We start from the raw sequence: 23,927 nt of genomic DNA, 5'->3' as shown, positions 1-23,927 counted from the left end.
TGCAGAGGCGGGGCGGCCCGGCCGCCCCGCGCCGACCGTAATTTTGAATGTCCGCCGGTGGTCCGGGTCAAGGCGGTGTCCCGGATGAACGGCACAAGGAGACGGTGATGAACCAAGAGGTCTTGAACCTGTTCGGCCCGCAGACCCCGGCGCCGACCTTCGACCAAATTCGGATCTCGATCGCCAGTCCTGAAAAGATCCTGTCCTGGTCGTATGGCGAGATCAAGAAGCCCGAGACCATCAACTACCGGACCTTCAAGCCCGAGCGCGACGGCCTGTTCTGCGCGCGCATCTTCGGGCCGATCAAGGACTACGAGTGCTTGTGCGGCAAGTACAAGCGCATGAAGTACAAGGGCATCATCTGCGAGAAGTGCGGCGTCGAGGTCACGCTGTCGCGGGTGCGGCGCGAGCGCATGGGCCATATCGAGCTGGCCGCGCCGGTGGCCCACATCTGGTTCCTGAAGTCGCTGCCGAGCCGCATCGGCATGCTGATGGACATGACGCTCAAGGATCTCGAGCGCATCCTGTACTTCGAGTACTACGTCGTCATCGAGCCGGGCATCACCACCCTGAAGGAGCGCCAGCTCCTCTCGGAGGAGGACTATCTGCGCGCCCAGGAGGAGTTCGGCGAGGACAGCTTCACCGCGATGATCGGCGCCGAAGCCATCCGCGAGATGCTGAAGGCGCTCGACCTTGAGAAGCTCACGGTCGAGATCCGCCAGGAGATCCAGGAGACCACCTCCGAGCTGAAGCCCAAGAAGCTCGCCAAGCGTCTCAAGCTGATCGAGTCGTTCATCGAATCCGGCAACAAGCCGGAATGGATGATCCTCACCGCCGTGCCGGTGATCCCGCCGGATCTGCGGCCGCTGGTGCCGCTCGACGGCGGCCGCTTCGCGACCTCCGACCTCAACGACCTCTACCGCCGCGTCATCAACCGCAACAACCGCCTGAAGCGGCTGATCGAGCTCAAGGCGCCGGACATCATCATCCGCAACGAGAAGCGGATGCTGCAGGAGGCCGTCGACGCGCTGTTCGACAACGGCCGCCGCGGCCGCGTCATCACCGGCGCCAACAAGCGGCCGCTGAAGTCGCTGTCCGACATGCTCAAGGGCAAGCAGGGCCGCTTCCGGCAGAACCTGCTCGGCAAGCGCGTCGACTATTCCGGCCGTTCGGTGATCGTGGTCGGCCCGGAGCTGAAGCTGCACCAGTGCGGCCTGCCGAAGAAGATGGCGCTGGAGCTGTTCAAGCCGTTCATCTATTCGCGCCTCGACGCCAAGGGCCTGTCGGCCACCGTCAAGCAGGCCAAGAAGATGGTCGAGAAGGAGCGGCCGGAGGTTTGGGACATCCTCGATGAGGTGATCCGCGAGCATCCGGTGCTGCTCAACCGCGCGCCGACGCTGCACCGCCTGGGCATCCAGGCGTTCGAGCCGACGCTGATCGAGGGCAAGGCCATCCAGCTTCACCCGCTGGTGTGCTCGGCCTTCAACGCCGACTTCGACGGCGACCAGATGGCGGTGCACGTGCCGCTGTCGCTCGAGTCGCAGCTCGAGGCGCGCGTGCTGATGATGTCGACCAACAACATCCTGCACCCGGCCAACGGCTCGCCGATCATCGTGCCCTCGCAGGACATCGTGCTCGGCCTCTATTATCTCAGCCTGATGCGCGAGAACGAGCCCGGCCAGGGCATGGCGTTCGCCACCATCGGCGAGATCGAGCACGCGCTCGCCGCCAAGGCGGTGACGCTGCACGCCAAGATCAAGGGCCGCGTGCCGTACATCGACGAGAACGGCGTCGAGGGCACCCGCATCGTCGACACCACGCCGGGCCGCATGCTGCTCGGCGCGCTGCTGCCGCGCCACCCCAAGACTCCGTTCGAGGTCGTCAACAAGCTGATGACCAAGAAGGAGATCTCGGGCGCCATCGATACCGTCTACCGCCACTGCGGCCAGAAGGAGACGGTGATCTTCTGCGACCGCATCATGGCGCTGGGCTTCTACCACGCCTTCCGCGCCGGCATCTCGTTCGGCAAGGACGACATGGTGGTGCCGGCCAAGAAGTGGCCGATCGTCGAGGAAGCGCGCGCTGCCGTGAAGGAATACGAGCAGCAGTACAATGACGGCCTGATCACCCAGGGCGAGAAGTACAACAAGGTGGTCGACGCCTGGGCCAAGTGCACCGACCGCATCGCCGAAGAGATGATGCGCGAGATCCAGTCGGCCAAGCGCGACGAGCTGACCGGCCGCGAAGCCCAGATCAACTCGATCTACATGATGGCCCACTCGGGCGCCCGCGGCTCGCCGGCGCAGATGAAGCAGCTCGCCGGCATGCGCGGCCTGATGGCCAAGCCGTCGGGCGAGATCATCGAGAGCCCGATCATCTCCAACTTCAAGGAGGGCCTCTCCGTGCTCGAGTACTTCAACTCGACGCACGGCGCGCGCAAGGGCCTCGCCGACACCGCGCTCAAGACGGCGAACTCGGGTTACCTCACCCGCCGTCTGGTCGACGTGGCGCAGGACTGCATCATCAATGAGGTGGACTGCGGCACCGAGAACGGCATCAAGGTGCGGGCGATCATCGACGCCGGCCAGGTGGTGGCGTCGCTGGCCAGCCGCGTGCTCGGCCGCACCACGGCCGACGACGTGATGGATCCGGCCACCGGCGAGGTGCTGATCCCGCGCTCGACGCTGATCGAGGAGTCGCAGGTCGAGAAGCTGGTCGCGGCCAACGTCCAGGAGGTCAAGATCCGCTCGGTTCTGACCTGCGAGGCCAAGACCGGCGTGTGCGGCACCTGCTACGGGCGCGATCTCGCCCGCGGCACGCCCGTCAACATGGGCGAGGCGGTGGGCGTCATCGCCGCCCAGTCGATCGGCGAGCCGGGCACCCAGCTCACCATGCGCACCTTCCACATCGGCGGCGCGGCGCAGATCAACGAGCAGTCCTTCATCGAGTCGAATTTCGAAGGCACGGTGAAGTTCCGCAACAAGGCGGTGGCCCGCAACTCGGATGGCGAGCTGATCGCCACCGGCCGCAACATGTCGGTGATCATCGTCGACACCGACGGCAGCGAGCGGGCGATTCACCGCATCCAGTACGGCTCGCGCCTGAAGGTCGACGAGGACGAGAAGATCAAGCGCGGCGCCCGCATCGCCGAGTGGGATCCCTACACCCGCCCGGTGCTCACCGAGGCCGAGGGCACGGTGGCGTTCGAGGATCTTGTCGAAGGCCAGTCGATGGCCGAGACGCTCGACGAATCGACCGGCATCGCCAAGCGCATCGTGACCGACTGGCGCAGCGCCAATCGCGGCGCGGACCTGCGCCCGGCCATCGTGATCAAGGGCAAGGACGGCAAGATCGCCAAGCTGCCGCGCGGCGGCGACGCCCGCTACACCCTGATCCCGGACTCGATCATCGCGGTCGATCCGGGCGCCAAGGTGCAGGCCGGCGACGTGCTGGCCCGCGTGCCGCTGGAAAGCGCCAAGACCCGCGACATCACCGGCGGTCTGCCGCGCGTCGCGGAACTGTTCGAGGCGCGTCGGCCGAAGGATGCGGCGATCATCGCCGAGGTCTCCGGCACCATCCGCTTCGGGCGCGACTACAAGAACAAGCGCCGGCTCACCATCGAGCCGAACGATCCCGAGCTGGAGCCGATCGAGTATCTGATCCCGAAGGGCAAGCACATCCACCTTCAGGACGGCGACATCGTCGAGCAGGGCGACTTCATCGTCGACGGCAACCCGGCGCCGCACGACATCCTGGCGATCAAGGGCGTCGAGGAACTCGCCGCCTATCTGGTCAACGAGATCCAGGAGGTCTACCGGCTCCAGGGCGTGAACATCAACGACAAGCACATCGAGGTGATCGTCCGCCAGATGCTGCAGAAGGTCGAGATCGACGACGCCGGCGAGACCGATCTGATCCAGGGCGAGCAGGTCGATCTGCTCGAGCTGGAAGAGGAGAACGAGAAGGCGATCTCGGCCGGCAAGAAGCCGGCGACCGGGCGCCCGGTGCTGCTTGGCATCACCAAGGCGTCGCTGCAGACCCGCTCCTTCATCTCCGCGGCCTCGTTCCAGGAGACGACGCGCGTGCTGACCGAGGCGGCGGTGGCCGGCAAGGTCGACAATCTCGGCGGCCTCAAGGAGAACGTCATCGTCGGCCGGCTGATCCCGGCCGGCACCGGCGCGGTGATGACCCGCCTGCGCGAGGTGGCGCGCCGCCGCGACGACCTGATCCAGACCGAGCGCGAGAAGGAGACGGCGCCCCAGATCGAGCCGCCGGCGAGCCTGCCGGCCGCGCAATAGAGCGCAACCCGATCTGACTGAATCAGGTCGGGCGCTGCGGGAATATAAGAATATGAGATGCGAGCGGCCGCCTTCGGGCGGCCGTTTGCGTATTGGTGGCCCGCGGCCCCGCCGGCTTGGCGGCCCGCGCCGGATTGCTTACGCTTCATGATGTCGGCCGGCGGCGCTTTCGGGATGCCGGACTCGTGTTCGCCGAGGGCGTCCGGCGCCGCAGGGTGGACACCGGGGGAGGGCGGGACATGATACGGCGGGTCGCAGGGCTGGCGTTCGGGTGTGTGCTGTCGGTTCTCGCTGCGGCGGAGGTCTCCGCCGCCCAGGCGGCCAAGAGGGCGTCCCTGCCGGGCACGCCGATGACCGGCGCCGAGATCCAGGCGTTCGCGGTGGGCGTGCCGCTGGAATCGCTGGGGCCGGACGGCTCGCGCGCGATCATCCAGCATCGGGCCGACGGTACCTCCGTCTACGAGCTGATCCGCGGCGAAAAGCGAACGCGAATCAACGGCATCTGGACGATGCGCGGCAACCAGTTCTGCCGCCGCTTCACCCGGCCGAAAGAGACCGAGACTTGCCTCGATTATCGCCGCATCTCCGACACCAGGGCTGCTGTCTACAGCGGCAAGAAGTTGGTGGCACGCCAGCAACGTCAGCCCTGAGTCGCGTGGCCGGTTGCCGCAAATGCACGCCGAATCCGAATGGAATCGCGCGAGCCGAGGGGCTGGCGCCAGCCCGCGTTGCTGATTCTACCGAGATTCGACTCCGAAACCGGGCCGACGTGGCGGAATTTGCGTCTCCAAAGCTGGTTTCTGCCCGGCTGAACAGCCGAGCTGGAGCGGAATTGCACGGAGAGACGGGCGTTGTGACGGCGTTCCAACGATTTCAGACTTGACGCGCCGCACTGCAGCTTCTAGAACCCGCGGACTTCGGCAGGCGGTCGGCTCCGCCATGTTCGCGCGCCCAGCGTGAACTCAAGGAACCGAGACGCTGCCGCATAAGCCGGCGAAAGCTGAAACCAGGCGTGAGCCTCGGGTGCATTGGCGCAACGGGGAACCGTCGCGTCTCTGTTTGCCAGCGGAACGCTCTCCGCCAATAGGCGGGCGGCGGGTCCGGCGTTTGGTCGTTCGGCAACGAACGGCCGGTTCGCGACGTGCGCGCATGCGCTCGTGGCGGGCGAGTTCGGTCGAGAGGCGAAACAAGAAGGTCCGAAGGCGAACCATGCCGACGATCAATCAGTTGATCCGCAAGCCCCGCGAGGCGAGCGTCTATCGCGAAAAGGCCCGCCATCTGGAGGGCAGCCCGCAGAAGCGCGGGGTCTGCACGCGTGTCTATACGACCACGCCGAAGAAGCCGAACTCGGCGCTCCGTAAGGTCGCCAAGGTCCGCCTGACCAACCACTTCGAGGTGATCGGGTACATCCCGGGTGAAGGCCACAACCTTCAGGAACACTCGGTGGTGATGATCCGCGGCGGTCGTGTGAAGGACTTGCCGGGCGTGCGTTATCACATCCTGCGTGGCGTGCTCGATACGCAGGGCGTCAAGAACCGCAAGCAGCGCCGCTCGAAGTATGGCGCGAAGCGGCCGAAGTAATCGGCGCGTCATCTGGTCGGCGCCCAGCGGGTGCCGACGGGTGGCTGCAGCGTAACGAAGGTCGTTTCGGGCGAGCGTCGCGCCGCCCGAAAGGCCGGACGAAAAAGTTCAGGATCGGGGTGCCCGGGACGAGCCGGGCATGACGAGAAGAGAGAAGGCCCATGTCCCGTCGTCATCGTGCCGAACGCCGCGAAGTGTTGCCCGATCCCAAGTTCGGCAACGTCGTGCTGTCGCGTTTCATGAACTCCGTCATGAAGCAGGGCAAGAAGTCGGTTGCCGAGAAGATCGTCTACGGCGCGTTCGACGTGATCGAGGCCCGTACCAAGGCGAACGCGCTCGGCGTGTTCCAGCAGGCGCTCGACAATGTCATGCCCTCGATCGAGGTGCGCTCGCGGCGTGTCGGCGGCGCTACCTATCAGGTGCCGGTCGAGGTGCGGCCGGAGCGCCGCCAGACGCTGGCGTTCCGCTGGCTGATCGGCGCCTCGCGTAACCGTAACGAAAAGACCATGGTCGAGCGTCTCTCGGCCGAGCTGCTGGACGCTTCCAACAACCGCGGCAACGCGGTGAAGAAGCGCGAAGACACCCACAAGATGGCGGAAGCGAACCGCGCCTTCTCCCACTACCGTTGGTGACGCTGTCAAGCGCGCGCGCCCGTCGAGGACTGTCCCATGCCCCGTAGCCACCCGATTGAGGACTACCGCAATTTCGGCATCATGGCCCACATTGATGCCGGAAAGACCACGACCACGGAGCGGATCCTCTATTATTCCGGCAAGAGCCACAAGATCGGCGAGGTGCACGATGGCGCCGCGACGATGGACTGGATGGAACAGGAGCAGGAGCGCGGCATCACCATCACGTCGGCCGCGACGACCTGCTTCTGGAACGGCAAGCGTCTGAACATCATCGACACGCCAGGGCACGTCGACTTCACCATCGAGGTCGAGCGCAGCTTGCGCGTGCTCGACGGCGCGGTGTGCGTGCTCGACGGCAACCAGGGCGTCGAGCCGCAGACCGAGACGGTGTGGCGCCAGGCCGACAAGTACAACGTGCCGCGCGTCGTGTTCGTCAACAAGATGGATAAGATCGGCGCCGACTTCTACAAGTGCGTCGACGACATCGTCACGCGCGTCGCCGGAAAGCCGGTGTGCCTGCAGCTGCCGATCGGCTCGGAAAACAATTTCCGCGGCGTGATCGACCTCATCCGCATGCGCGCCATCGTGTGGGACGACGAGGCGCTCGGCGCGAAGTACCGCGACGATGAGATCCCGGCCGATCTCGCCGACAAGGCGGCCGAGTATCGCACCAAGCTGATCGAGGCGGCGGTCGAGCTCGACGACGACGCCATGAACGCCTACCTCGAGGGCCAGGAGCCCGACGAGGCGACGCTGAAGCGGCTGGTCCGCAAGGCGGTGGTCGGTCGCGTGTTCAACCCGGTGTTCTGCGGCTCGGCCTTCAAGAACAAGGGCGTGCAGCCGCTGCTCGACGCCGTGGTCGACTATCTGCCGTCGCCGCTCGATCGTGGCGGCATCGGCGGTACCGACCCGCGCACGGACGAGGAAATTGTCCGCAACCCGTCTGACGACGAGCCGACCTCCGTGCTCGCCTTCAAGATCATGGACGACCCGTTCGTCGGCACCATCACCTTCTGCCGCATCTATTCGGGCAAGCTCGAAAGCGGCATGGGCCTGATGAACTCGACCAAGGACAAGCGCGAGCGCGTCGGCCGCATGCTGCTGATGCACGCCAACTCGCGCGAGGACATCAAGGAAGCCTATGCCGGCGACATCGTCGCGCTGGCCGGCCTCAAGGAAGCGCGCACCGGCGACACGCTGTGCGATCCGCTGAAGCCGGTGATCCTTGAGAAGATGGAGTTCCCCGATCCGGTGATCGAGATCGCCATCGAGCCGAAGTCGAAGGCCGACCAGGAAAAGCTTGGCGTGGCGCTGCAGAAGCTCGCGGCCGAGGATCCGTCCTTCCGCGTGTCGACCGACCAGGAGAGCGGCCAGACCATCCTCAAGGGGATGGGCGAACTGCATCTCGACATCAAGGTCGACATCCTGCGCCGCACCTACAAGGTCGACGCCAATGTCGGCGCGCCGCAGGTCGCCTACCGCGAGAAGATCACGCGGGCGACCACGGTCGACTACACCCACAAGAAGCAGACCGGCGGCACCGGGCAGTTCGCCCGCGTCAAGCTGGTGTGCGAGCCGAACGAGCCCGGCAAGGGCTTCGAGTTCGAGAGCAAGATCGTCGGCGGCGCGGTGCCGAAGGAGTACCTGCCCGGCGTCGAAAAGGGCCTGCAGTCCGTGCTGGGGTCCGGCGTGGTCGCCGGCTTCCCGGTGGTGGATCTCAAGGTTCAGCTCGTTGACGGCGCCTATCACGAGGTCGACTCCTCGGCGTTGGCGTTCGAGATTGCTTCGCGCGCAGCGTTGCGCGAGGCGCTTCAGAAGGGCGCTTCGGTTCTGCTCGAGCCGATCATGAAGGTCGAGTGCGTGACCCCGGAGGACTACACCGGCTCGGTCATCGGCGACCTGAATTCGCGGCGCGGGCAGATCCAGGGCCAGGACATGCGCGGCAACGCGGTCGTCATCAATGCGATGGTGCCGCTCGCCAACATGTTCGGGTACGTCAACACTCTGCGCTCGATGAGCCAGGGGCGTGCGACGTTCACCATGCAATTCGATCACTACGAACAAGTACCCTCGAACGTGGCCCAGGAAGTCCAGGCCAAGTTCGCTTGAGACCCATCCGGCCGGACGGATCGACAGGCTGACATCGACGGAGATTACGAGCGATGGCGAAGGAAAAATTTCAGCGGAATAAGCCGCACTGCAACATCGGCACCATCGGTCACGTCGACCATGGCAAGACCTCTCTGACCGCTGCGATCACGAAGGTGCTTGCCGAGACGGGCGGGGCGAGCTTCACCGCCTATGACCAGATCGACAAGGCGCCGGAAGAGAAGGCGCGCGGCATCACGATTTCGACCGCTCACGTCGAGTATCAGACCGACAAGCGCCACTACGCGCACGTCGACTGCCCCGGCCACGCCGACTATGTGAAGAACATGATCACCGGCGCCGCGCAGATGGACGGCGCCATCCTGGTGGTCTCCGCCGCCGACGGCCCGATGCCGCAGACCCGCGAGCACATCCTGCTCGCCCGTCAGGTCGGCGTGCCGGCGCTGGTGGTGTTCATGAACAAGGTCGACATGGTTGACGACCCCGAGCTGCTCGACCTCGTCGAGCTCGAGGTCCGCGAGCTGCTGTCGAAGTACGACTTCCCCGGCGACGACATCCCGATCATCAAGGGTTCGGCGCTGTGCGCTCTCGAGGACAAGAGCCCCGAGATCGGCCGTGACGCGATCCTGAAGCTGATGGAGGCGGTCGACGCCTACATTCCGCAGCCGGAGCGTCCGAAGGATCAGCCGTTCCTGATGCCGGTGGAAGACGTGTTCTCGATCTCCGGCCGCGGCACCGTGGTGACCGGCCGTATCGAGCGCGGCGTGATCAAGGTGGGTGAGGAAGTCGAGATCGTCGGCATCCGTCCGACCACCAAGACCACCGTCACTGGCGTCGAGATGTTCCGCAAGCTGCTCGACCAGGGCGAGGCGGGCGACAACGTCGGCTGCCTGCTGCGTGGCACCAAGCGCGAGGAAGTCGAGCGCGGTCAGGTGCTGTGCAAGCCCGGCTCGGTGAAGCCGCACACCAAGTTCAAGGCTGAGGCTTACATCCTCACCAAGGAAGAGGGCGGCCGTCACACGCCGTTCTTCACCAACTACCGCCCGCAGTTCTATTTCCGCACGACCGACGTGACCGGCGTCGTTCATCTGCCGGAAGGCACGGAAATGGTGATGCCGGGCGATAACGTCTCGATGGAAGTCCACCTGATCGTTCCGATCGCGATGGAAGAGAAGCTGCGCTTCGCCATCCGTGAGGGCGGCCGCACCGTGGGCGCCGGCGTCGTCGCCAGCATCATCGAGTGAGTGTCACGCAGGACGGCGCGCCGGTCCCGGCGCGCCGACTGCACCGGTCTCGCGAACGAAAGCAAGAACGATGAACGGCCAGAACATTCGGATCCGCCTCAAGGCGTTTGATCACCGAATCCTCGACGCCTCGACGCGCGAGATCGTCAATACGGCGAAGCGGACGGGCGCGCAGGTTCGGGGTCCGATCCCGCTGCCGACGCGGATCGAGAAGTTCACCGTGAACCGCTCGCCGCACATCGACAAGAAGAGCCGCGAGCAATTCGAGATCCGTACCCACAAGCGTGTCCTCGACATCGTCGATCCGACACCGCAGACGGTCGATGCGCTGATGAAGCTCGACCTCGCGGCCGGCGTCGACGTCGAGATCAAGCTCTGAGGCGACAGGAAGGAAGAGAGCTATGCGCTCCGGAGTCATCGCCCAGAAGGTCGGCATGACCCGCGTCTTCACCGACGGCGGGGAGCACGTGCCGGTCACGGTGCTGCGAGTCGAGAACTGCCAGGTGGTCGCGCACCGCACCGCCGAGCAGAACGGCTATGTCGCGCTGCAGCTCGGCGTGGGCAAAGCCAAAGTGAAGAACGTCAGCCGGGCCCAGCGCGGTCATTTCGCGCTGGCGAAGGTCGAGCCCAAGCGCAAGCTTGCGGAGTTCCGGGTCAATGCCGACGAGCTGATCCCGGTCGGCGCCGAGCTGACGGTCGATCATTTCGTGGTCGGCCAGTTCGTCGACGTCACCGGCACCTCGACCGGCAAGGGCTTTGCCGGCGGCATGAAGCGCCACAATTTCGGCGGCTTGCGCGCCACCCACGGCGTGTCGATCTCGCACCGTTCGCACGGTTCGACCGGCGGCCGTCAGGATCCCGGCAAGACGTTCAAGAACAAGCGCATGGCCGGCCACATGGGCGCCACCACGGTGACCACCCAGAACCTGCGCGTGGTGCAGACCGACGTCGAACGCGGTCTGATCCTGGTGCAGGGCGCGGTGCCCGGCGTGGACGGCGGCTGGATCATGGTACGCGACGCGGTCAAGCGCGCGCTGCCGCAGGATGCGCCGAAGCCCGGCAAGTTCCGTCTGCCCGAGGGCAACGGCGCTGCGGCTGAGAGCGGGGAGGGCGCGTGATGGAATTGAAGGTCAAGACGCTCGACGGCGGCGAGGCCGGCTCCGTCACGCTCGATGATGGCATCTTCGGGCTTGAGCCGCGCGCGGATATTCTGCACCGCATCGTCACCTGGCAGCTCGCCAAGCGCCAGGCCGGCACGCACAAGGTGAAGAACCGCGCGGAGATCAACCGCACCACCAAGAAGATCTACAAGCAGAAGGGCACCGGCGGTGCCCGTCACGGCTCGGCCCGCGTGCCGCAGTTCCGTGGCGGTGGCCGCGCCTTCGGTCCGGTCGTGCGTTCGCACGCCATCGACCTGCCGAAGAAGGTGCGCGCGCTTGGCCTCAAGCACGCTCTGTCGGCGAAGGCTCGCGGTGATGCCATCGTGGTGCTCGACTCGGCGGCGCTCGCCGAGCCCAAGACCAAGGGGCTGGTGGAGCGGCTGGGCAAGCTCGGGCTTGCCAACGCGCTGGTGGTCGACGGGGCGGAGATCAACACCAATTTCGATCTCGCCGCGCGCAACCTGCCGAACCTCGACGTTCTGCCGGTGCAGGGCATCAACGTGTACGACATTCTGCGGCGTGAGACGCTGGTGCTGACCCGCGCCGCGGTGGAAGCGCTGGAGGCGCGATTCAAATGAGCATCGATCCGCGCCTCTATGACGTCATCGTTGCGCCGGTGATCACCGAGAAGGCGACGATGGCCTCCGAGAACAACCAGGTTGTGTTCAAGGTCGCCAAGACCGCGACGAAGCCGCTGATCAAGGAAGCGGTGGAGAAGCTGTTCGAGGTCAAGGTCGAAGCCGTCAACACGCTGGTCCGCAAGGGCAAGGTCAAGCGGTTCCGCAACCGCCGTGGCGAGCAGTCCGACGTCAAGAAGGCGATCGTGACGCTGGCCGAGGGCCACAAGATCGACGTGACGACGGGTCTGTGAGGCGGCTGGAGGCTTAGAGATGGCTCTTAAAACATTCAAGCCCGTCACGCCCTCGCAGCGCCAGCTCGTGCTGGTCGACCGCTCGGGCCTGTGGAAGGGCAAGCCGGTAAAGGCGCTGACGGTCGGCAAGCCGTCGTCGGGTGGCCGCAACAATATGGGCCGCGTTACCGTGCGGTTCCGTGGCGGCGGCCACAAGCAGTCCTACCGGCTCGTCGACTTCAAGCGCACCAAGCGCGACATGCCGGCGACGGTGGAGCGGCTGGAGTACGATCCGAACCGGTCCGCGTTCATCGCGCTGATCCGCTACGAGGACGGCGAGCTCGCCTACATCCTGGCGCCGCAGCGGCTGTCCGCCGGCGATACGGTGGTGGCCGGTGCGCATGTCGACGTGAAGCCGGGCAACGCCATGCCGCTCAGCTCGGCGCCGGTGGGCACCATCGTCCACAATATCGAGCTGAAGCCGGGCAAGGGCGGGCAGATCGCGCGTTCGGCCGGCACCTATGCCCAGATCGTCGGTCGCGACCAGGGCTATGTGATCGTCCGCCTGAACTCGGGCGAGCAGCGTCTGGTGTCGGGTGCGTGCTACGCCACGGTCGGCGCGGTGTCGAACCCGGATCACATGAACGTTTCGAGCGGCAAGGCCGGCCGCACCCGGTGGCTCGGTTTCCGCCCGCACAATCGCGGCGTGGCGATGAACCCGATCGACCATCCGCACGGCGGCGGCGAAGGCCGCACCTCCGGCGGCCGTCACCCGGTGACGCCGTGGGGCTTCCCGACCAAGGGCAAGAAGACGCGCAGCAACAAGCGGACCGACAAGTTCATCGTGTCGAGCCGCCACGCTCGCAAGAAGAAGTGAGGACAGGGCGATGGCGCGTTCGGTTTGGAAGGGCCCGTTCGTCGACGGCTATCTGCTGAAGAAGGCGGATGCTGCGCGCGGCTCGGGCCGTGCCGAGGTGATCAAGATCTGGAGCCGTCGCTCCACGATCCTGCCCCAGTTCGTCGGGCTCACCTTCGGCGTGTACAACGGCAACAAGCATGTTCCGGTGTATGTGAGCGAGGACATGGTCGGGCACAAGTTCGGCGAGTTCTCGCCGACCCGGACCTTCCACGGCCACGCGGCCGACAAGAAAGCCAAACGGAAGTGAGGCGAGGGCGTCATGGGTAAGCCGGCGCGCGAGCGCACTCTCAATGATAGCGAAGCGATGGCTTCGGCGCGCAATCTGCGCGTCAGCCCGCAGAAGCTCAATCTGGTGGCGGGCCTGATCCGCGGCAAGCGGGTCACGAGCGCGCTGGCGGATCTCGAATTCTCCAAGAAGCGGATCGCCCGCGACGTCCGCAAGTGCCTGGAGTCGGCCATCGCCAACGCCGAGAACAATCACGGGCTCGACGTCGATGATCTGGTCGTTGCCGACGCGCATGTCGGCAAGTCTATGGTCATCAAGCGCTTCGTGCCCCGTGGCCGCGGCCGCGTGGGCCGCATCTTCAAGGCGTTCTCGAACATCACCATCGTCGTCCGCCAGGTCGAGGCGGCGCCGGCCTCCGAGTGAGAGGCGGAGGACATCATGGGTCAGAAGGTCAATCCGATCGGGCTGCGGCTCGGCATCAACCGGACCTGGGACAGCCGCTGGTACGCGCCGAAGGCGGAGTACGGCAAGCTGCTGCACGAGGACATGGAAATCCGGCGTCAGCTTCAGAAGGAGCTGAAGCAGGCTGCGGTGTCGCGCATCATCATCGAGCGTCCGCACAAGAAGTGCCGCGTCACCATCCACTCGGCCCGTCCGGGCGTGGTGATCGGCAAGAAGGGCGCCGACATCGACAAGCTGCGCAAGCGGATCGGTGCGCTCACGAAGTCGGAAGTGGTGCTCAACATCGTCGAGAACCGCAAGCCGGAAGTCGACGCCAAGCTGGTTGCGGAGTCGATCGCCCAGCAGCTTGAGCGCCGCGTCGCTTTCCGCCGCGCCATGAAGCGCGCCGTTCAGTCGGCGATGCGGCTTGGCGCGGAAGGCATCCGCATCAACTGCTCCGGCCGGCTCGGCGGCGCCGAGATCGCCCGCATGGAGTGGTACCGCGAGGGACGCGTGCCGCTGCATACGCTGCGCGCCGACATCGACTACGGCCAGGCGACGGCCTTCACCACCTACGGCACCTGCGGCGTGAAGGTGTGGATCTTCAAGGGCGAGATCCTCGAGCACGACCCGATGGCGCAGGACAAGCGTCTGGCCGAGGCCGAGCCGTCTTCCGGCCGGTCGCGCCGCGACGCGGCTTAACGCGAAGAGAAACGGACGGCGAGCCATGCTGCAGCCCAACCGAACGAAATTCCGCAAGGCCCACAAGGGCCGCATCCGCGGCGTCGCCTCTTCCGGAACGGCCCTCAATTTCGGCCAGTTCGGGCTGAAGGCGCTGGAGCCGGAGCGCGTCACCGCGCGCCAGATCGAGGCCGCCCGCCGGGCGATGACGCGCCACATGAAGCGCGCCGGCCGCGTCTGGATCCGCGTGTTCCCGGACGTGCCGGTGTCGAAGAAGCCGGCCGAGGTCCGCATGGGCTCCGGCAAGGGCGCGCCCGAACTGTGGGTGGTGCGGGTGCATCCCGGCCGCATCCTGTTCGAGATCGACGGCGTGCCGACCGAACTGGCGCGCGAGGCACTGTCGCTGGCCGCCGCCAAGCTGCCGATCAAGACGCGCTTTGTTGCGCGCATCGCCGAATGAGGAGGCTGCCGTGAAGGCGACCGACGTGCGGGCGATGACGCCCGACCAGATCGAGGACGAGGTCCTGAAGCTCAAGAAGGAGCAGTTCAATCTGCGCTTCCAGCGAGCGACCGGACAGCTTGAGAATACCGCGCGGGTGCGCGCGGTGCGCCGCGACATCGCGCGGCTGAAGACCATTGCCGCCGAGAAGCGCGCCCGCGCGTCGGCCAAGGCTTGAGGAGAGGGCCATGCCGAAGCGCGTGCTGGAAGGCACAGTGGTGAGCGACAAGGAAGACAAGACCATCGTGGTCCGTGTCGAACGTCGCTTCACCCATCCGGTGCTGAAGAAGACCGTCCGGCGGTCGAAGAAGTTCCACGCCCATGACGAGGCGAACAAGTTCAAGGTCGGCGACACCGTGGCCATCATGGAGCACGCCCCGATCTCGAAGCTGAAGCGCTGGATCGTGGTCGAAGACGAGAGCAAGTGACGGCATTTTCCGTCGAACAATAAGAATCCCCGCGAGGCACCCATTTTGAGTGTCGCGCGACCGCGAGAGGACGGTGCGTCATGATTCAGATGCAGACCAATCTCGACGTGGCGGACAATTCCGGCGCGCGCCGTGTCATGTGCATCAAGGTGCTGGGCGGCTCGAAGCGCAAGTACGCCCATGTCGGCGACATCATCGTGGTGTCGGTCAAGGAGGCGATCCCGCGCGGTCGCGTCAAGAAGGGCGACGTGATGAAGGCGGTCGTCGTGCGCACCGCCAAGGACATCCGCCGCCCCGACGGATCGGTGATCCGCTTCGACCGCAACGCCGCGGTCCTGATCAACAATCAGAAGGAGCCGATCGGCACCCGTATCTTCGGACCGGTGCCGCGCGAGCTCCGCGCCAAGAACCACATGAAGATCATCTCGCTCGCCCCGGAGGTGCTGTGATGGCGGCGAAAATCCGCAAAGGGGACAAGGTCGTCGTGCTGACCGGGCGCGACAAGGGCCGGTCCGGCGAGGTGATCGAGGTGCGCCCGAGCGAGGGCCGCGCCCTGGTGCGTGGCGTCAACGTCGTGAAGCGCCATCAGCGCCAGACCCAATCCCAGCAGGGCGGCATCGTCTCGAAGGAGGCGCCGATCCAGCTTTCGAACCTCGCGGTCGCCGACCCCAAGGACGGCAAGCCGACCCGCGTCGGTTTCCAGGTGCTTGATGACGGCCGCAAGGTGCGCATTGCCAAGCGGTCGGGAGAACGGATCGATGGCTGACAAGAATCCGAAGGACGGCGCCAAGGCGCCGAAGAAGGACAAGGCTCCCGAGAAGGGCGCGAAGGCGGCCGCCAAGGCGCCGCGCGCCGAGGGCGGCGAGGCGGTCGTGATCCCGACGCCGCGGCTGAAGACCTACTATGAGGAGGTCATTCGGCCGAAGCTGATCGAGGAGTTCGGCTACAAGAACAAGTTCGAGGTGCCGGCCATCGAGAAGGTCGTCCTCAACATGGGCGTGGGCGAAGGCACGGCCGACCGCAAGAAGGTCGAGAACGCGGCCAGCGACCTCGGGCTGATCGCCGGCCAGAAGCCGGTGATCACCAATGCGCGGAAGTCGATCGCCACGTTCAAGCTGCGCGAGGGCCAGGCGATCGGCGCCAAGGTCACGCTGCGCAGCACGCGGATGTACGAGTTCCTCGACCGTCTCGTGACCATGGCTCTGCCGCGCGTGCGGGACTTCCGGGGCCTGTCGCCGAAGAGCTTCGACGGGCGCGGCAACTACGCGCTCGGTCTCAAGGAGCACATCGTGTTCCCGGAGATCAACTACGACAAGGTCGAGCAGATTTGGGGTCTCGACATTGTCGTCTGCACGACCGCGCGCACCGACGAGGAAGCGCGCGCGCTGCTTCGCCACTTCAATTTCCCCTTCCGGCAGTGAGACAAGCGTCTCAGACGCGGAACACGGAGTGACACATGGCCAAGACCAGTGCCATCGAGAAGAACAAGCGCCGGCGCAAGCTGGCTGAGCAGTATGCGCCCAAGCGCGCGAGGCTGAAGGCGATCGCCGACGACAAGTCGCTGCCGATCGAGGAGCGCTTCGCCGCCCGGCTCAAGCTGGCGGAACTGCCGCGCAACTCTTCGAAGGTGCGCATCCGCAACCGCTGCGAGGTCACCGGGCGTCCGCGGGCGAACTACCGCAAGCTCAAGGTGAGCCGCGTCGCGCTGCGTGAGCTCGGCTCGCAGGGGCTGATCCCCGGGCTCGTCAAGTCGTCCTGGTGAGGAGGGTCGCGTCATGTCGAATGATCCGATCGGGGACATGATCACCCGTATCCGTAACGCCCAGATGCGCCGCCGCAACTCGGTGTCGACGCCGGGCTCGAAGCTGCGCATGCGCGTGCTGGACGTGCTGAAGTCCGAGGGCTTCATCCGCGGCTACACCACCACCGAGCACGCCTCGGGCCGCACGGAGTTCGAGGTCGAGCTGAAGTATTTCGACGGCCAGCCGGTGATCAAGAGCATCGACCGCGTGTCGAAGCCGGGCCGCCGCGTCTACGCTTCCGTCGACACGCTGCCGCACGTCATGAACGGTCTCGGCATCGCCATCATCTCGACGCCCAAGGGCGTGATGGCCGATCACGAGGCGCGCTCGCTGAATGTCGGCGGCGAAATCCTCTGCACCGTGTTCTAAGCGGGGGAGGGATCAGCATGTCTCGAATTGGTAAGAAGGCGGTGCCGGTGCCGGGTGGCGTGACTGCCCAGGTCAACGGCCAGACCGTCAAGGTCAAGGGTCCGAAGGGCGAACTGTCGGTGGTTCTGGTCGACGAGGTCGAGGTCACCCTCGACGGCGCCCAGATCCACGTGAAGCCGCGCCAGGACACTCAGCGCCACCGCGCGATGTGGGGCCTGTCCCGCACTCTGGTGAACAACCTCGTGGTTGGCGTCACCAAGGGCTACGAGGACAAGCTCGAAATCACCGGCGTCGGCTATCGCGCTGCGGTGCAGGGCAAGAACCTGCAGCTCGCGCTCGGCTATTCGCACGACGTGATCTATCCGATCCCCGAAGGGATCCAGATCGCGACGCCGAAGCCGACCGAGATCGTGGTGTCGGGCATCGACAAGCAGAAGGTCGGGCAGGTCTCGGCCGAGATCCGCGAGTTCCGTCCGCCGGAGCCCTACAAGGGCAAGGGCGTGAGGTACGCCGGCGAATTCATCTTCCGCAAGGAAGGCAAGAAGAAGTAACGGGGCGCTGACATGGCCAAGAACTCTCTCGTCACGGCCCGCCGCGTTCACCGCGTGCGCCGTGCCCTCAAGGCGGCGGCGAACGGCCGGCCGCGGCTGTCGGTGCACCGCTCGGGCTTGCACATCTACGCCCAGGTCATCGACGACGCGCAGGGCGTCACGCTGTGCGCGGCCTCCTCGCTGGAGAAGGACCTGCGCGCGACGCTGAAGACCGGCGCCAACATCGCCGCCGCCAAGACGGTGGGCAAGCTGGTCGCCGAGCGCGCCGTCGCCAAGGGTGTCAAGCAGGTTGTGTTCGACCGCGGCGCCTTTCTTTATCATGGGCGCGTGAAGGCGCTCGCCGAAGCGGCCCGCGAGGGCGGCCTGGAATTCTGACGGATTCGAGGGGACGGGACGTCCCGAGGAGATAGACTGAAATGGCGAGAGAGCGTCAGCGCGATCGGGATCGTGATCGCGAAGACCGCGACAGCGGCTTCGTCGACAAGCTCGTCCACATCAATCGCGTCGCCAAGGTGGTGAAGGGTGGTCGTCGCTTCGGCTTCGCCGCGCTCGTCGTCGTCGGCGACCAGAAGGGCCGCGTCGGCTTCGGTCACGGCAAGGCGCGCGAGGTTCCGGAAGCGATCCGCAAGGCCACCGAGTCGGCCAAGCGGGCGATGATCCGGGTGCCGCTGCGCGAAGGCCGCACGCTGCACCACGACATCGCCGGCCATCACGGTGCCGGCCGCGTGTTCCTGCGTGCCGCCCCGGCCGGTACCGGCATCATCGCCGGCGGCCCGATGCGCGCGGTGTTCGAGACGCTCGGCATGGCCGACGTGGTGGCCAAGTCGATGGGGTCCTCGAACCCCTACAACATGGTGCGGGCGACCTTCGACGCGCTGAAGCGCCAGGACAATCCGCGCTCGGTCGCGGCGCGCCGCGGCCTCAAGGTGTCGGCCCTGCAGAGCCGCCGCCGCGACGTCGACGCCGAGGCGACCGACTGAGCAGACACCGGCGCCATCCGCCGCAGAATCGGTTACCGGTTCTTCAGCGGATGTTGCGCTGAAATGACAATTGGGAGCGACCGGTCCGGCTGAGCCGGGTTGGGGACCGCTCGGGACGAACGGAGCCGCAAATGGCCAACCCCGCGGAGAACACCGTCACGGTCGAGCAGACCGGCAGCCCGATCCGGCGCCGGCAGGATCAGCGCGCCACGCTGATCGGCCTCGGCCTCAACAAGATCGGGCGCCGCCGCACGTTGCCGGATACTCCGTCCGTGCGTGGCATGATCGACAAGGTCGCGCACCTCGTGCGCGTGGTTAAGGGCGCTTGAGAGGCGCGCGCGCGGAGATCAAGCGATGAAACTCAACGAGATCAAGGACAATGCCGGCGCGCGCAAGTCGCGTCTGCGGGTGGGCCGCGGCATCGGCTCCGGCATGGGCAAGACCGGCGGTCGCGGCGGCAAGGGCCAGACCGCGCGTTCGGGCGTGCGCATCAAGGGCTTCGAGGGCGGCCAGATGCCGCTGCACCGGCGCCTGCCGAAGCGCGGCTTCAACAACATTTTCCGTCTCGACTACAACGAGCTGACGCTGGAGCGGCTGCAGCGGGCGCTGACGGCCGGCAAGCTCGACACGTCGAAGCCTGTGACGGTCGCCGAGCTGGTCGAGGCCGGCGTGCTGCGCCGTGCCAAGGATGGCGTTCGGCTGCTCGCCACCGGCGAGCTGACCGCCAAGGTCGACCTCGTGGTCAATCACGCCACCACGGCGGCGCGCGCGGCCGTCGAGGCGCAGGGCGGCTCGGTCACGCTGATCGAGAAGCCGGCCGCCGTGGCGGAGACGGCTTGAGCTCCCGGCTTGCGGACCTCATCTGAAGCGAGCAGAGAGAGCAGGAGCGCGGGTCATGGTGTCGGCGGCTGAACAGCTCGCAGCGAACTTGAATTTCTCGGCTCTCGGCAAGGCCGAGGAGCTCAAGCGGCGCATCTGGTTCACGCTCGCCGCACTGGTGGTGTACCGGCTCGGAACCCACATTCCGCTGCCGGGCATCGACCCGCAGGCCCTGGCTGACCTGTTCAAGCAGCAGCAGGGCGGCATTCTCGGCATGTTCAACATGTTTGCGGGCGGCGCGGTGGGCCGAATGGCCATCTTCGCCCTCAACATCATGCCGTACATCTCGGCCTCGATCATCATCCAGCTTCTGACCTCGGTGTCGCCGACGCTGGAGGCGATCAAGAAGGAAGGCGAGCAGGGCCGGAAGCAGCTCAACCAGTACACGCGCTATCTCACCGTCGTGCTGGCCGGTTTCCAGGCCTGGGGCATCGCGCTCGGCTTGCAGAGTTCGGGCAATGTGGTGTCGCAGCCCGGCATGTTCTTTTTGATCTCGACCACGATCACGCTGGTCGGCGCCACCATGTTCCTGCTGTGGCTCGGCGAGCAGATCACCGCGCGCGGCGTCGGCAATGGGGTGTCGCTGATCATCTTCGCCGGCATCGTCGCGGAGCTGCCGGCGGGCATCGCCAGCACCCTCGAACTCGGCCGCCAGGGCGCGATCTCCACCGCGCTGATCCTGATCATCCTGGCGATGGCTGCGGTCGTGGTCGCCTTCGTGGTGTTCATGGAGCGCGCGCAGCGCCGGCTGCTGATCCAGTACCCGAAGCGTCAGGTCGGCAACCGCATGTTCGAGGGCCAGTCCTCGCACCTGCCGCTGAAGCTGAACACGGCCGGCGTCATTCCGCCGATCTTCGCCTCCTCGCTGCTGCTGCTGCCGGTGACGGCGGCCAATTTCAGCGCCGGGCAGAGCGGCGGCTGGCTGACCACCGTCACGTCGCTGCTCGGCCACGGACAGCCGCTGTTCATGGTGCTCTATGTGGCGATGATCGTGTTCTTCACGTTCTTCTACACGGCCATCGTGTTCAATCCGCAGGAGACAGCCGACAATCTCAAGAAGTATGGCGGCTTCATCCCCGGCATCCGCCCGGGCGAGCGGACGGCGGAATACATCGACTATGTGCTGACGCGGATCACCGTGGTGGGCGCGATCTATATCGCCCTGGTGTGCGTGATCCCGGAAATCCTGGTCTCCTACGCCGCGGTTCCCTTCTATCTCGGGGGAACGTCGCTCCTGATCGTGGTCAGCGTGACCATGGACACGGTCTCCCAGGTTCAGGGCCACCTCTATGCCCACCAATACGGAGACCTCATCAAGAAAGCGAACCTGAAGGGGAGACGTCGATGAGGCTGGTGCTGTTGGGACCGCCGGGGGCGGGCAAGGGCACGCAAGCGCAGCGCCTGACGGCACGCCACGGCATCGTTCAGTTGTCGACGGGGGACATGCTGCGGGCCGCGGTGGCGGCGGGCACGCCGGTCGGCCTGAAGGCCAAGGACATCATGGCCCGCGGCGAGCTGGTCCCGGACGAGGTGGTGGTGGCCATCGTCGCCGACCGGATCGACCAGGACGACTGCAGGAACGGCTTCGTGCTCGACGGCTTTCCGCGCACCCCCGGCCAGGCCGAGGCGCTGGGCCGGATGCTGGCGGAGAAGGGGCTGAAGCTCGACGGCGTGGTCGAGCTGGTCGTCGACCACTCGGCCCTGGTGAAGCGAATCGAGACTCGCGTCGCCGAGATGACGGCGCGCGGCGAAGCGGTTCGCGCCGACGACAATCCGGAGGCGCTGAAGCAGCGGCTGAGCGCCTACACGGCCCAGACCGCGCCGCTGTCGGACTACTACCGCACGAAGGGTCTCCTCAAGGAGGTCGACGGCATGAAGACCATCGACGAGGTGACCGAAGCGATCGGCCAGGTTCTCGGCGCGGTCGCCGCAAGAGGTTGACGGACCTCGCAACTGACAGTATGACCCGGCACAGCATTTGGACGGCGCCGGGTCTTCCGAGGAGGGCCGGGTGCCGCGTACCCGTTTCGCCGGTCCTCTTCGGGCGCACGACACCCAGAAGACCGGCCGCCATGAGATCAGCGGCTCGGTTGCCGCAGGAGAAGAACCGTGGCCCGCATCGCAGGCGTCAATATTCCGACCAACAAGCGCGTCGTCATCGCGCTGCAGTACATTCACGGCATCGGGCCCAGGAAGGCGCAGGAGATCACCGAGAAGGTCGGCATTCCGGCCGAGCGTCGGGTGAACCAGCTCACCGACCAGGAAGTGCTGCAGATTCGCGAAACCATCGATCGTGACTATATGGTCGAGGGTGATCTGCGCCGTGACGTGCAGCTCAACATCAAGCGGCTGATGGATCTCGGCTGCTATCGCGGCCTGCGCCATCGCCGCGGCCTGCCGGTGCGCGGCCAGCGCACCCACACCAATGCCCGCACCCGCAAGGGTCCGGCCAAGCCGATCGCCGGCAAGAAGAAGTGATGCGGGGTCCGGCCCGCAGGGCCGGAGCGCCACATCACAGCCGCCGGAAATCGCGGCAGCGCGGGGTTTCGGCGGGACCGTTTCCGGTGTCCCTTCGCGATTCGCCGGAAACCATCTGATCTCTGCCGCGGCGGTGTCCGCGGCAGCGGTGTTCCCCGGGCGGGCGTCGCTGCGCCCGGGAGGCGAGGGGGCCGCAGTCGGCGCCTCGTCGGAACGTATCGCAATGTATCGACCGGTCCGTGCCGGTCGAGGATGACCTCAATCCCGAGCGCCTGGCACGACGGGCGCGCCTGAAGGATCAAGACCATGGCCAAGGAAGCCACCGGCCGCGTCCGCCGTCGCGAACGCAAGAACATCGCCTCCGGCGTCGCGCACGTGAACGCCTCGTTCAACAACACGATGATCACCATCACCGATGCGCAGGGCAACACGATTGCCTGGTCGTCGGCCGGCCAGATGGGATTCAAGGGCTCGCGCAAGTCGACCCCGTACGCCGCCCAGGTCGCGGCCGAGGATTGTGCCCGCAAGGCGGCCGAGCACGGCATGCGCACGCTGGAAGTCGAGGTGGCGGGGCCGGGTTCGGGCCGCGAATCGGCGCTGCGCGCCCTGCAGGCGGCGGGCTTCACCGTGACGTCGATCCGCGACGTGACGCCGATCCCGCACAATGGTTGCCGGCCGCGCAAGCGCCGCCGCGTCTGATCCCGTGCACGCCGTGGCGTGCCCCCCGTATGCCCGCGGGCCAAAGATCGGTCCGCCGCCCACTGAAGGGTGAGACCCCGTGATCCACAAGAACTGGCAAGAGCTCATCAAGCCCGAAAAGCTGCAGGTGCAGCCCGGACCGGATGCTCGGCGCATTGCGACGGTGATCGCCGAGCCGCTGGAACGTGGCTTCGGCACCACCCTCGGCAACGCGCTGCGCCGGATCCTGCTGTCCTCGCTGCAGGGCGCGGCGGTGACCAGCGTCCACATCGACGGCGTCCTGCACGAGTTCTCCTCGATTCCGGGCGTGCGCGAGGATGTCACCGACATCGTGCTCAACATCAAGGATGTCGCCATCAAGATGCAGGGCGACGGACCCAAGCGCATGGTCGTGCGCAAGTCCGGCCCCGGCGTGGTGACGGCGGGCGACATCCAGACGGTGGGCGACATCACCATCCTCAATCCGGACCTCGTGCTGTGCACCCTCGACGAGGGCGCCGAGATCCGGATGGAGTTCACGGTGGCCACCGGCAAGGGCTACGTCGCGGCCGACCGCAACCGGCCCGAGGACGCGCCGATCGGCCTGATCCCGGTCGACAGCCTCTATTCGCCGGTCAAGAAGGTGTCCTATCGGGTCGAGAACACCCGCGAGGGCCAGATCCTCGACTATGACAAGCTGACCATGACGGTCGAGACCAACGGCGCCCTGTCGCCGGATGACGCGCTGGCCTATGCCGCGCGCATCCTGCAGGACCAGCTCGACATCTTCGTCAACTTCGAGGAGCCCAAGCGCGCGGTCGAGACGCCGGCCATCCAGGAGCTGCCGTTCAACCCGGCGCTGCTCAAGAAGGTCGACGAGCTCGAATTGTCGGTGCGCTCGGCCAACTGCCTGAAGAACGACAACATCGTCTATATCGGCGACCTGATCCAGAAGACCGAGGCGGAGATGCTCCGCACGCCGAACTTCGGGCGCAAGTCGCTGAACGAGATCAAGGAAGTGCTGGCGGCGATGGGCCTGCACCTGGGCATGGAAGTGCCCGGCTGGCCGCCCGAGAACATCGAAGACCTCGCCAAGCGTTTCGAAGACCACTATTGAAC

At 66.2% G+C, this 23,927-nt stretch carries 31 protein-coding genes and 1 pseudogene; all 32 read left to right on the top strand.

What is annotated here, in order from left to right; all coding sequences use genetic code 11:
* Positions 1–107 precede the first annotated feature (107 nt).
* Positions 108–4,298 carry a DNA-directed RNA polymerase subunit beta' gene (rpoC, locus tag BLTE_RS08890; RefSeq protein ID WP_126399471.1) on the top strand — a complete coding sequence of 1,397 codons (4,191 nt, stop codon included), beginning with the start codon at positions 108–110 and terminating at the stop codon, positions 4,296–4,298.
* A 185-nt stretch (positions 4,299–4,483) separates the two neighbouring features.
* Positions 4,484–4,948 (top strand): hypothetical protein, encoded by a 465-nt coding sequence (locus BLTE_RS08885; protein ID WP_126399469.1) that lies wholly within the window; start codon positions 4,484–4,486, stop codon positions 4,946–4,948.
* Positions 4,949–5,507: 559 nt separating this feature from the next.
* Complete coding sequence (rpsL, locus tag BLTE_RS08880) at positions 5,508–5,879, top strand: 30S ribosomal protein S12 (RefSeq protein ID WP_126399467.1); 372 nt, start codon at positions 5,508–5,510, stop codon at positions 5,877–5,879.
* A gap of 161 nt (positions 5,880–6,040) precedes the next feature.
* A complete protein-coding gene (gene rpsG, locus BLTE_RS08875) occupies positions 6,041–6,511 on the top strand; it encodes a 30S ribosomal protein S7 (protein ID WP_126399465.1) in 471 nt (156 codons plus the stop codon).
* Positions 6,512–6,547: 36 nt separating this feature from the next.
* Positions 6,548–8,623: an elongation factor G gene (fusA, locus tag BLTE_RS08870; protein WP_126399463.1), complete on the top strand. Its 2,076-nt coding sequence runs from the start codon at positions 6,548–6,550 to the stop codon at positions 8,621–8,623.
* A 53-nt stretch (positions 8,624–8,676) separates the two neighbouring features.
* The gene (tuf, locus tag BLTE_RS08865) at positions 8,677–9,867 is read left to right on the top strand and encodes an elongation factor Tu (protein WP_126399461.1); all 1,191 of its coding nucleotides are present in this window, start codon (positions 8,677–8,679) and stop codon (positions 9,865–9,867) included.
* A gap of 70 nt (positions 9,868–9,937) precedes the next feature.
* Positions 9,938–10,246, top strand: coding sequence for a 30S ribosomal protein S10 (gene rpsJ, locus BLTE_RS08860; protein ID WP_055036993.1), 309 nt, complete (start codon positions 9,938–9,940; stop codon positions 10,244–10,246).
* 22 nt (positions 10,247–10,268) lie between these two features.
* Complete coding sequence (rplC, locus tag BLTE_RS08855) at positions 10,269–10,985, top strand: 50S ribosomal protein L3 (RefSeq protein ID WP_126399459.1); 717 nt, start codon at positions 10,269–10,271, stop codon at positions 10,983–10,985.
* On the top strand, positions 10,985–11,605 hold the full coding sequence (rplD, locus tag BLTE_RS08850; RefSeq protein WP_126399457.1) for a 50S ribosomal protein L4: 621 nt from the start codon (positions 10,985–10,987) through the stop codon (positions 11,603–11,605). Before rplC ends, rplD begins: the two co-directional genes overlap by 1 nt.
* Positions 11,602–11,898 (top strand): 50S ribosomal protein L23, encoded by a 297-nt coding sequence (locus BLTE_RS08845; RefSeq protein WP_126399456.1) that lies wholly within the window; start codon positions 11,602–11,604, stop codon positions 11,896–11,898. Before rplD ends, BLTE_RS08845 begins: the two co-directional genes overlap by 4 nt.
* Positions 11,899–11,917: 19 nt before the next feature.
* Complete coding sequence (gene rplB, locus BLTE_RS08840; protein ID WP_126399454.1) at positions 11,918–12,754, top strand: 50S ribosomal protein L2; 837 nt, start codon at positions 11,918–11,920, stop codon at positions 12,752–12,754.
* 10 nt (positions 12,755–12,764) lie between these two features.
* A complete protein-coding gene (rpsS, locus tag BLTE_RS08835; protein WP_126399452.1) occupies positions 12,765–13,043 on the top strand; it encodes a 30S ribosomal protein S19 in 279 nt (92 codons plus the stop codon).
* A 12-nt stretch (positions 13,044–13,055) separates the two neighbouring features.
* Positions 13,056–13,445 carry a 50S ribosomal protein L22 gene (gene rplV, locus BLTE_RS08830; protein WP_126399450.1) on the top strand — a complete coding sequence of 130 codons (390 nt, stop codon included), beginning with the start codon at positions 13,056–13,058 and terminating at the stop codon, positions 13,443–13,445.
* A 15-nt stretch (positions 13,446–13,460) separates the two neighbouring features.
* The gene (gene rpsC / locus BLTE_RS08825) at positions 13,461–14,165 is read left to right on the top strand and encodes a 30S ribosomal protein S3 (protein ID WP_126399448.1); all 705 of its coding nucleotides are present in this window, start codon (positions 13,461–13,463) and stop codon (positions 14,163–14,165) included.
* 25 nt (positions 14,166–14,190) lie between these two features.
* Positions 14,191–14,604: a 50S ribosomal protein L16 gene (rplP, locus tag BLTE_RS08820; protein WP_126399446.1), complete on the top strand. Its 414-nt coding sequence runs from the start codon at positions 14,191–14,193 to the stop codon at positions 14,602–14,604.
* A gap of 34 nt (positions 14,605–14,638) precedes the next feature.
* Positions 14,639–14,821 carry a 50S ribosomal protein L29 gene (gene rpmC, locus BLTE_RS08815; protein ID WP_244600207.1) on the top strand — a complete coding sequence of 61 codons (183 nt, stop codon included), beginning with the start codon at positions 14,639–14,641 and terminating at the stop codon, positions 14,819–14,821.
* A 10-nt stretch (positions 14,822–14,831) separates the two neighbouring features.
* Positions 14,832–15,071, top strand: coding sequence for a 30S ribosomal protein S17 (gene rpsQ / locus BLTE_RS08810; RefSeq protein ID WP_126399442.1), 240 nt, complete (start codon positions 14,832–14,834; stop codon positions 15,069–15,071).
* A gap of 80 nt (positions 15,072–15,151) precedes the next feature.
* Complete coding sequence (gene rplN, locus BLTE_RS08805; RefSeq protein WP_055037004.1) at positions 15,152–15,520, top strand: 50S ribosomal protein L14; 369 nt, start codon at positions 15,152–15,154, stop codon at positions 15,518–15,520.
* Positions 15,520–15,837 (top strand): 50S ribosomal protein L24, encoded by a 318-nt coding sequence (rplX, locus tag BLTE_RS08800; protein WP_126399440.1) that lies wholly within the window; start codon positions 15,520–15,522, stop codon positions 15,835–15,837. The genes rplN and rplX overlap by 1 nt, the downstream gene beginning before the upstream one ends.
* Positions 15,830–16,492 carry a 50S ribosomal protein L5 gene (gene rplE, locus BLTE_RS08795; protein WP_126399439.1) on the top strand — a complete coding sequence of 221 codons (663 nt, stop codon included), beginning with the start codon at positions 15,830–15,832 and terminating at the stop codon, positions 16,490–16,492. Before rplX ends, rplE begins: the two co-directional genes overlap by 8 nt.
* A gap of 35 nt (positions 16,493–16,527) precedes the next feature.
* Complete coding sequence (rpsN, locus tag BLTE_RS08790) at positions 16,528–16,833, top strand: 30S ribosomal protein S14 (RefSeq protein ID WP_126399437.1); 306 nt, start codon at positions 16,528–16,530, stop codon at positions 16,831–16,833.
* A gap of 13 nt (positions 16,834–16,846) precedes the next feature.
* Positions 16,847–17,242 carry a 30S ribosomal protein S8 gene (gene rpsH / locus BLTE_RS08785; protein ID WP_126399434.1) on the top strand — a complete coding sequence of 132 codons (396 nt, stop codon included), beginning with the start codon at positions 16,847–16,849 and terminating at the stop codon, positions 17,240–17,242.
* Positions 17,243–17,259: 17 nt separating this feature from the next.
* Positions 17,260–17,793, top strand: a complete 534-nt coding sequence (gene rplF, locus BLTE_RS08780) for a 50S ribosomal protein L6 (RefSeq protein WP_126399432.1) — start codon at positions 17,260–17,262, stop codon at positions 17,791–17,793.
* A gap of 12 nt (positions 17,794–17,805) precedes the next feature.
* Entirely contained in the window at positions 17,806–18,168 is a 363-nt protein-coding gene (gene rplR, locus BLTE_RS08775; protein WP_126399430.1) for a 50S ribosomal protein L18, read from the top strand.
* 41 nt (positions 18,169–18,209) lie between these two features.
* The gene (gene rpsE / locus BLTE_RS08770; protein ID WP_126399428.1) at positions 18,210–18,773 is read left to right on the top strand and encodes a 30S ribosomal protein S5; all 564 of its coding nucleotides are present in this window, start codon (positions 18,210–18,212) and stop codon (positions 18,771–18,773) included.
* A 131-nt stretch (positions 18,774–18,904) separates the two neighbouring features.
* Positions 18,905–19,102, top strand: a complete 198-nt coding sequence (gene rpmD / locus BLTE_RS08765; protein ID WP_126399426.1) for a 50S ribosomal protein L30 — start codon at positions 18,905–18,907, stop codon at positions 19,100–19,102.
* Positions 19,103–19,127: 25 nt separating this feature from the next.
* Positions 19,128–19,613 carry a 50S ribosomal protein L15 gene (rplO, locus tag BLTE_RS08760; protein ID WP_126399425.1) on the top strand — a complete coding sequence of 162 codons (486 nt, stop codon included), beginning with the start codon at positions 19,128–19,130 and terminating at the stop codon, positions 19,611–19,613.
* A gap of 55 nt (positions 19,614–19,668) precedes the next feature.
* Positions 19,669–21,000 (top strand): preprotein translocase subunit SecY, encoded by a 1,332-nt coding sequence (gene secY / locus BLTE_RS08755; protein ID WP_126399423.1) that lies wholly within the window; start codon positions 19,669–19,671, stop codon positions 20,998–21,000.
* Positions 20,997–21,584, top strand: a pseudogene (locus tag BLTE_RS08750) (adenylate kinase); the annotation flags it as partial. The gene secY and the pseudogene BLTE_RS08750, both read left to right, overlap by 4 nt.
* 177 nt (positions 21,585–21,761) lie before the next feature.
* On the top strand, positions 21,762–22,130 hold the full coding sequence (gene rpsM / locus BLTE_RS08745; RefSeq protein WP_126399419.1) for a 30S ribosomal protein S13: 369 nt from the start codon (positions 21,762–21,764) through the stop codon (positions 22,128–22,130).
* A 306-nt stretch (positions 22,131–22,436) separates the two neighbouring features.
* A complete protein-coding gene (gene rpsK, locus BLTE_RS08740; RefSeq protein WP_126399417.1) occupies positions 22,437–22,829 on the top strand; it encodes a 30S ribosomal protein S11 in 393 nt (130 codons plus the stop codon).
* 79 nt (positions 22,830–22,908) lie between these two features.
* Positions 22,909–23,925, top strand: a complete 1,017-nt coding sequence (locus BLTE_RS08735) for a DNA-directed RNA polymerase subunit alpha (protein ID WP_126399415.1) — start codon at positions 22,909–22,911, stop codon at positions 23,923–23,925.
* Positions 23,926–23,927 lie beyond the last annotated feature (2 nt).

It is taken from the genome of Blastochloris tepida (assembly GCF_003966715.1).
GTDB classification, from domain to species: domain Bacteria; phylum Pseudomonadota; class Alphaproteobacteria; order Rhizobiales; family Xanthobacteraceae; genus Blastochloris; species Blastochloris tepida.
The sequence above is the reverse complement of the archived record's forward strand: the minus strand, read 5'-3'. Positions and strand labels throughout refer to the sequence as shown.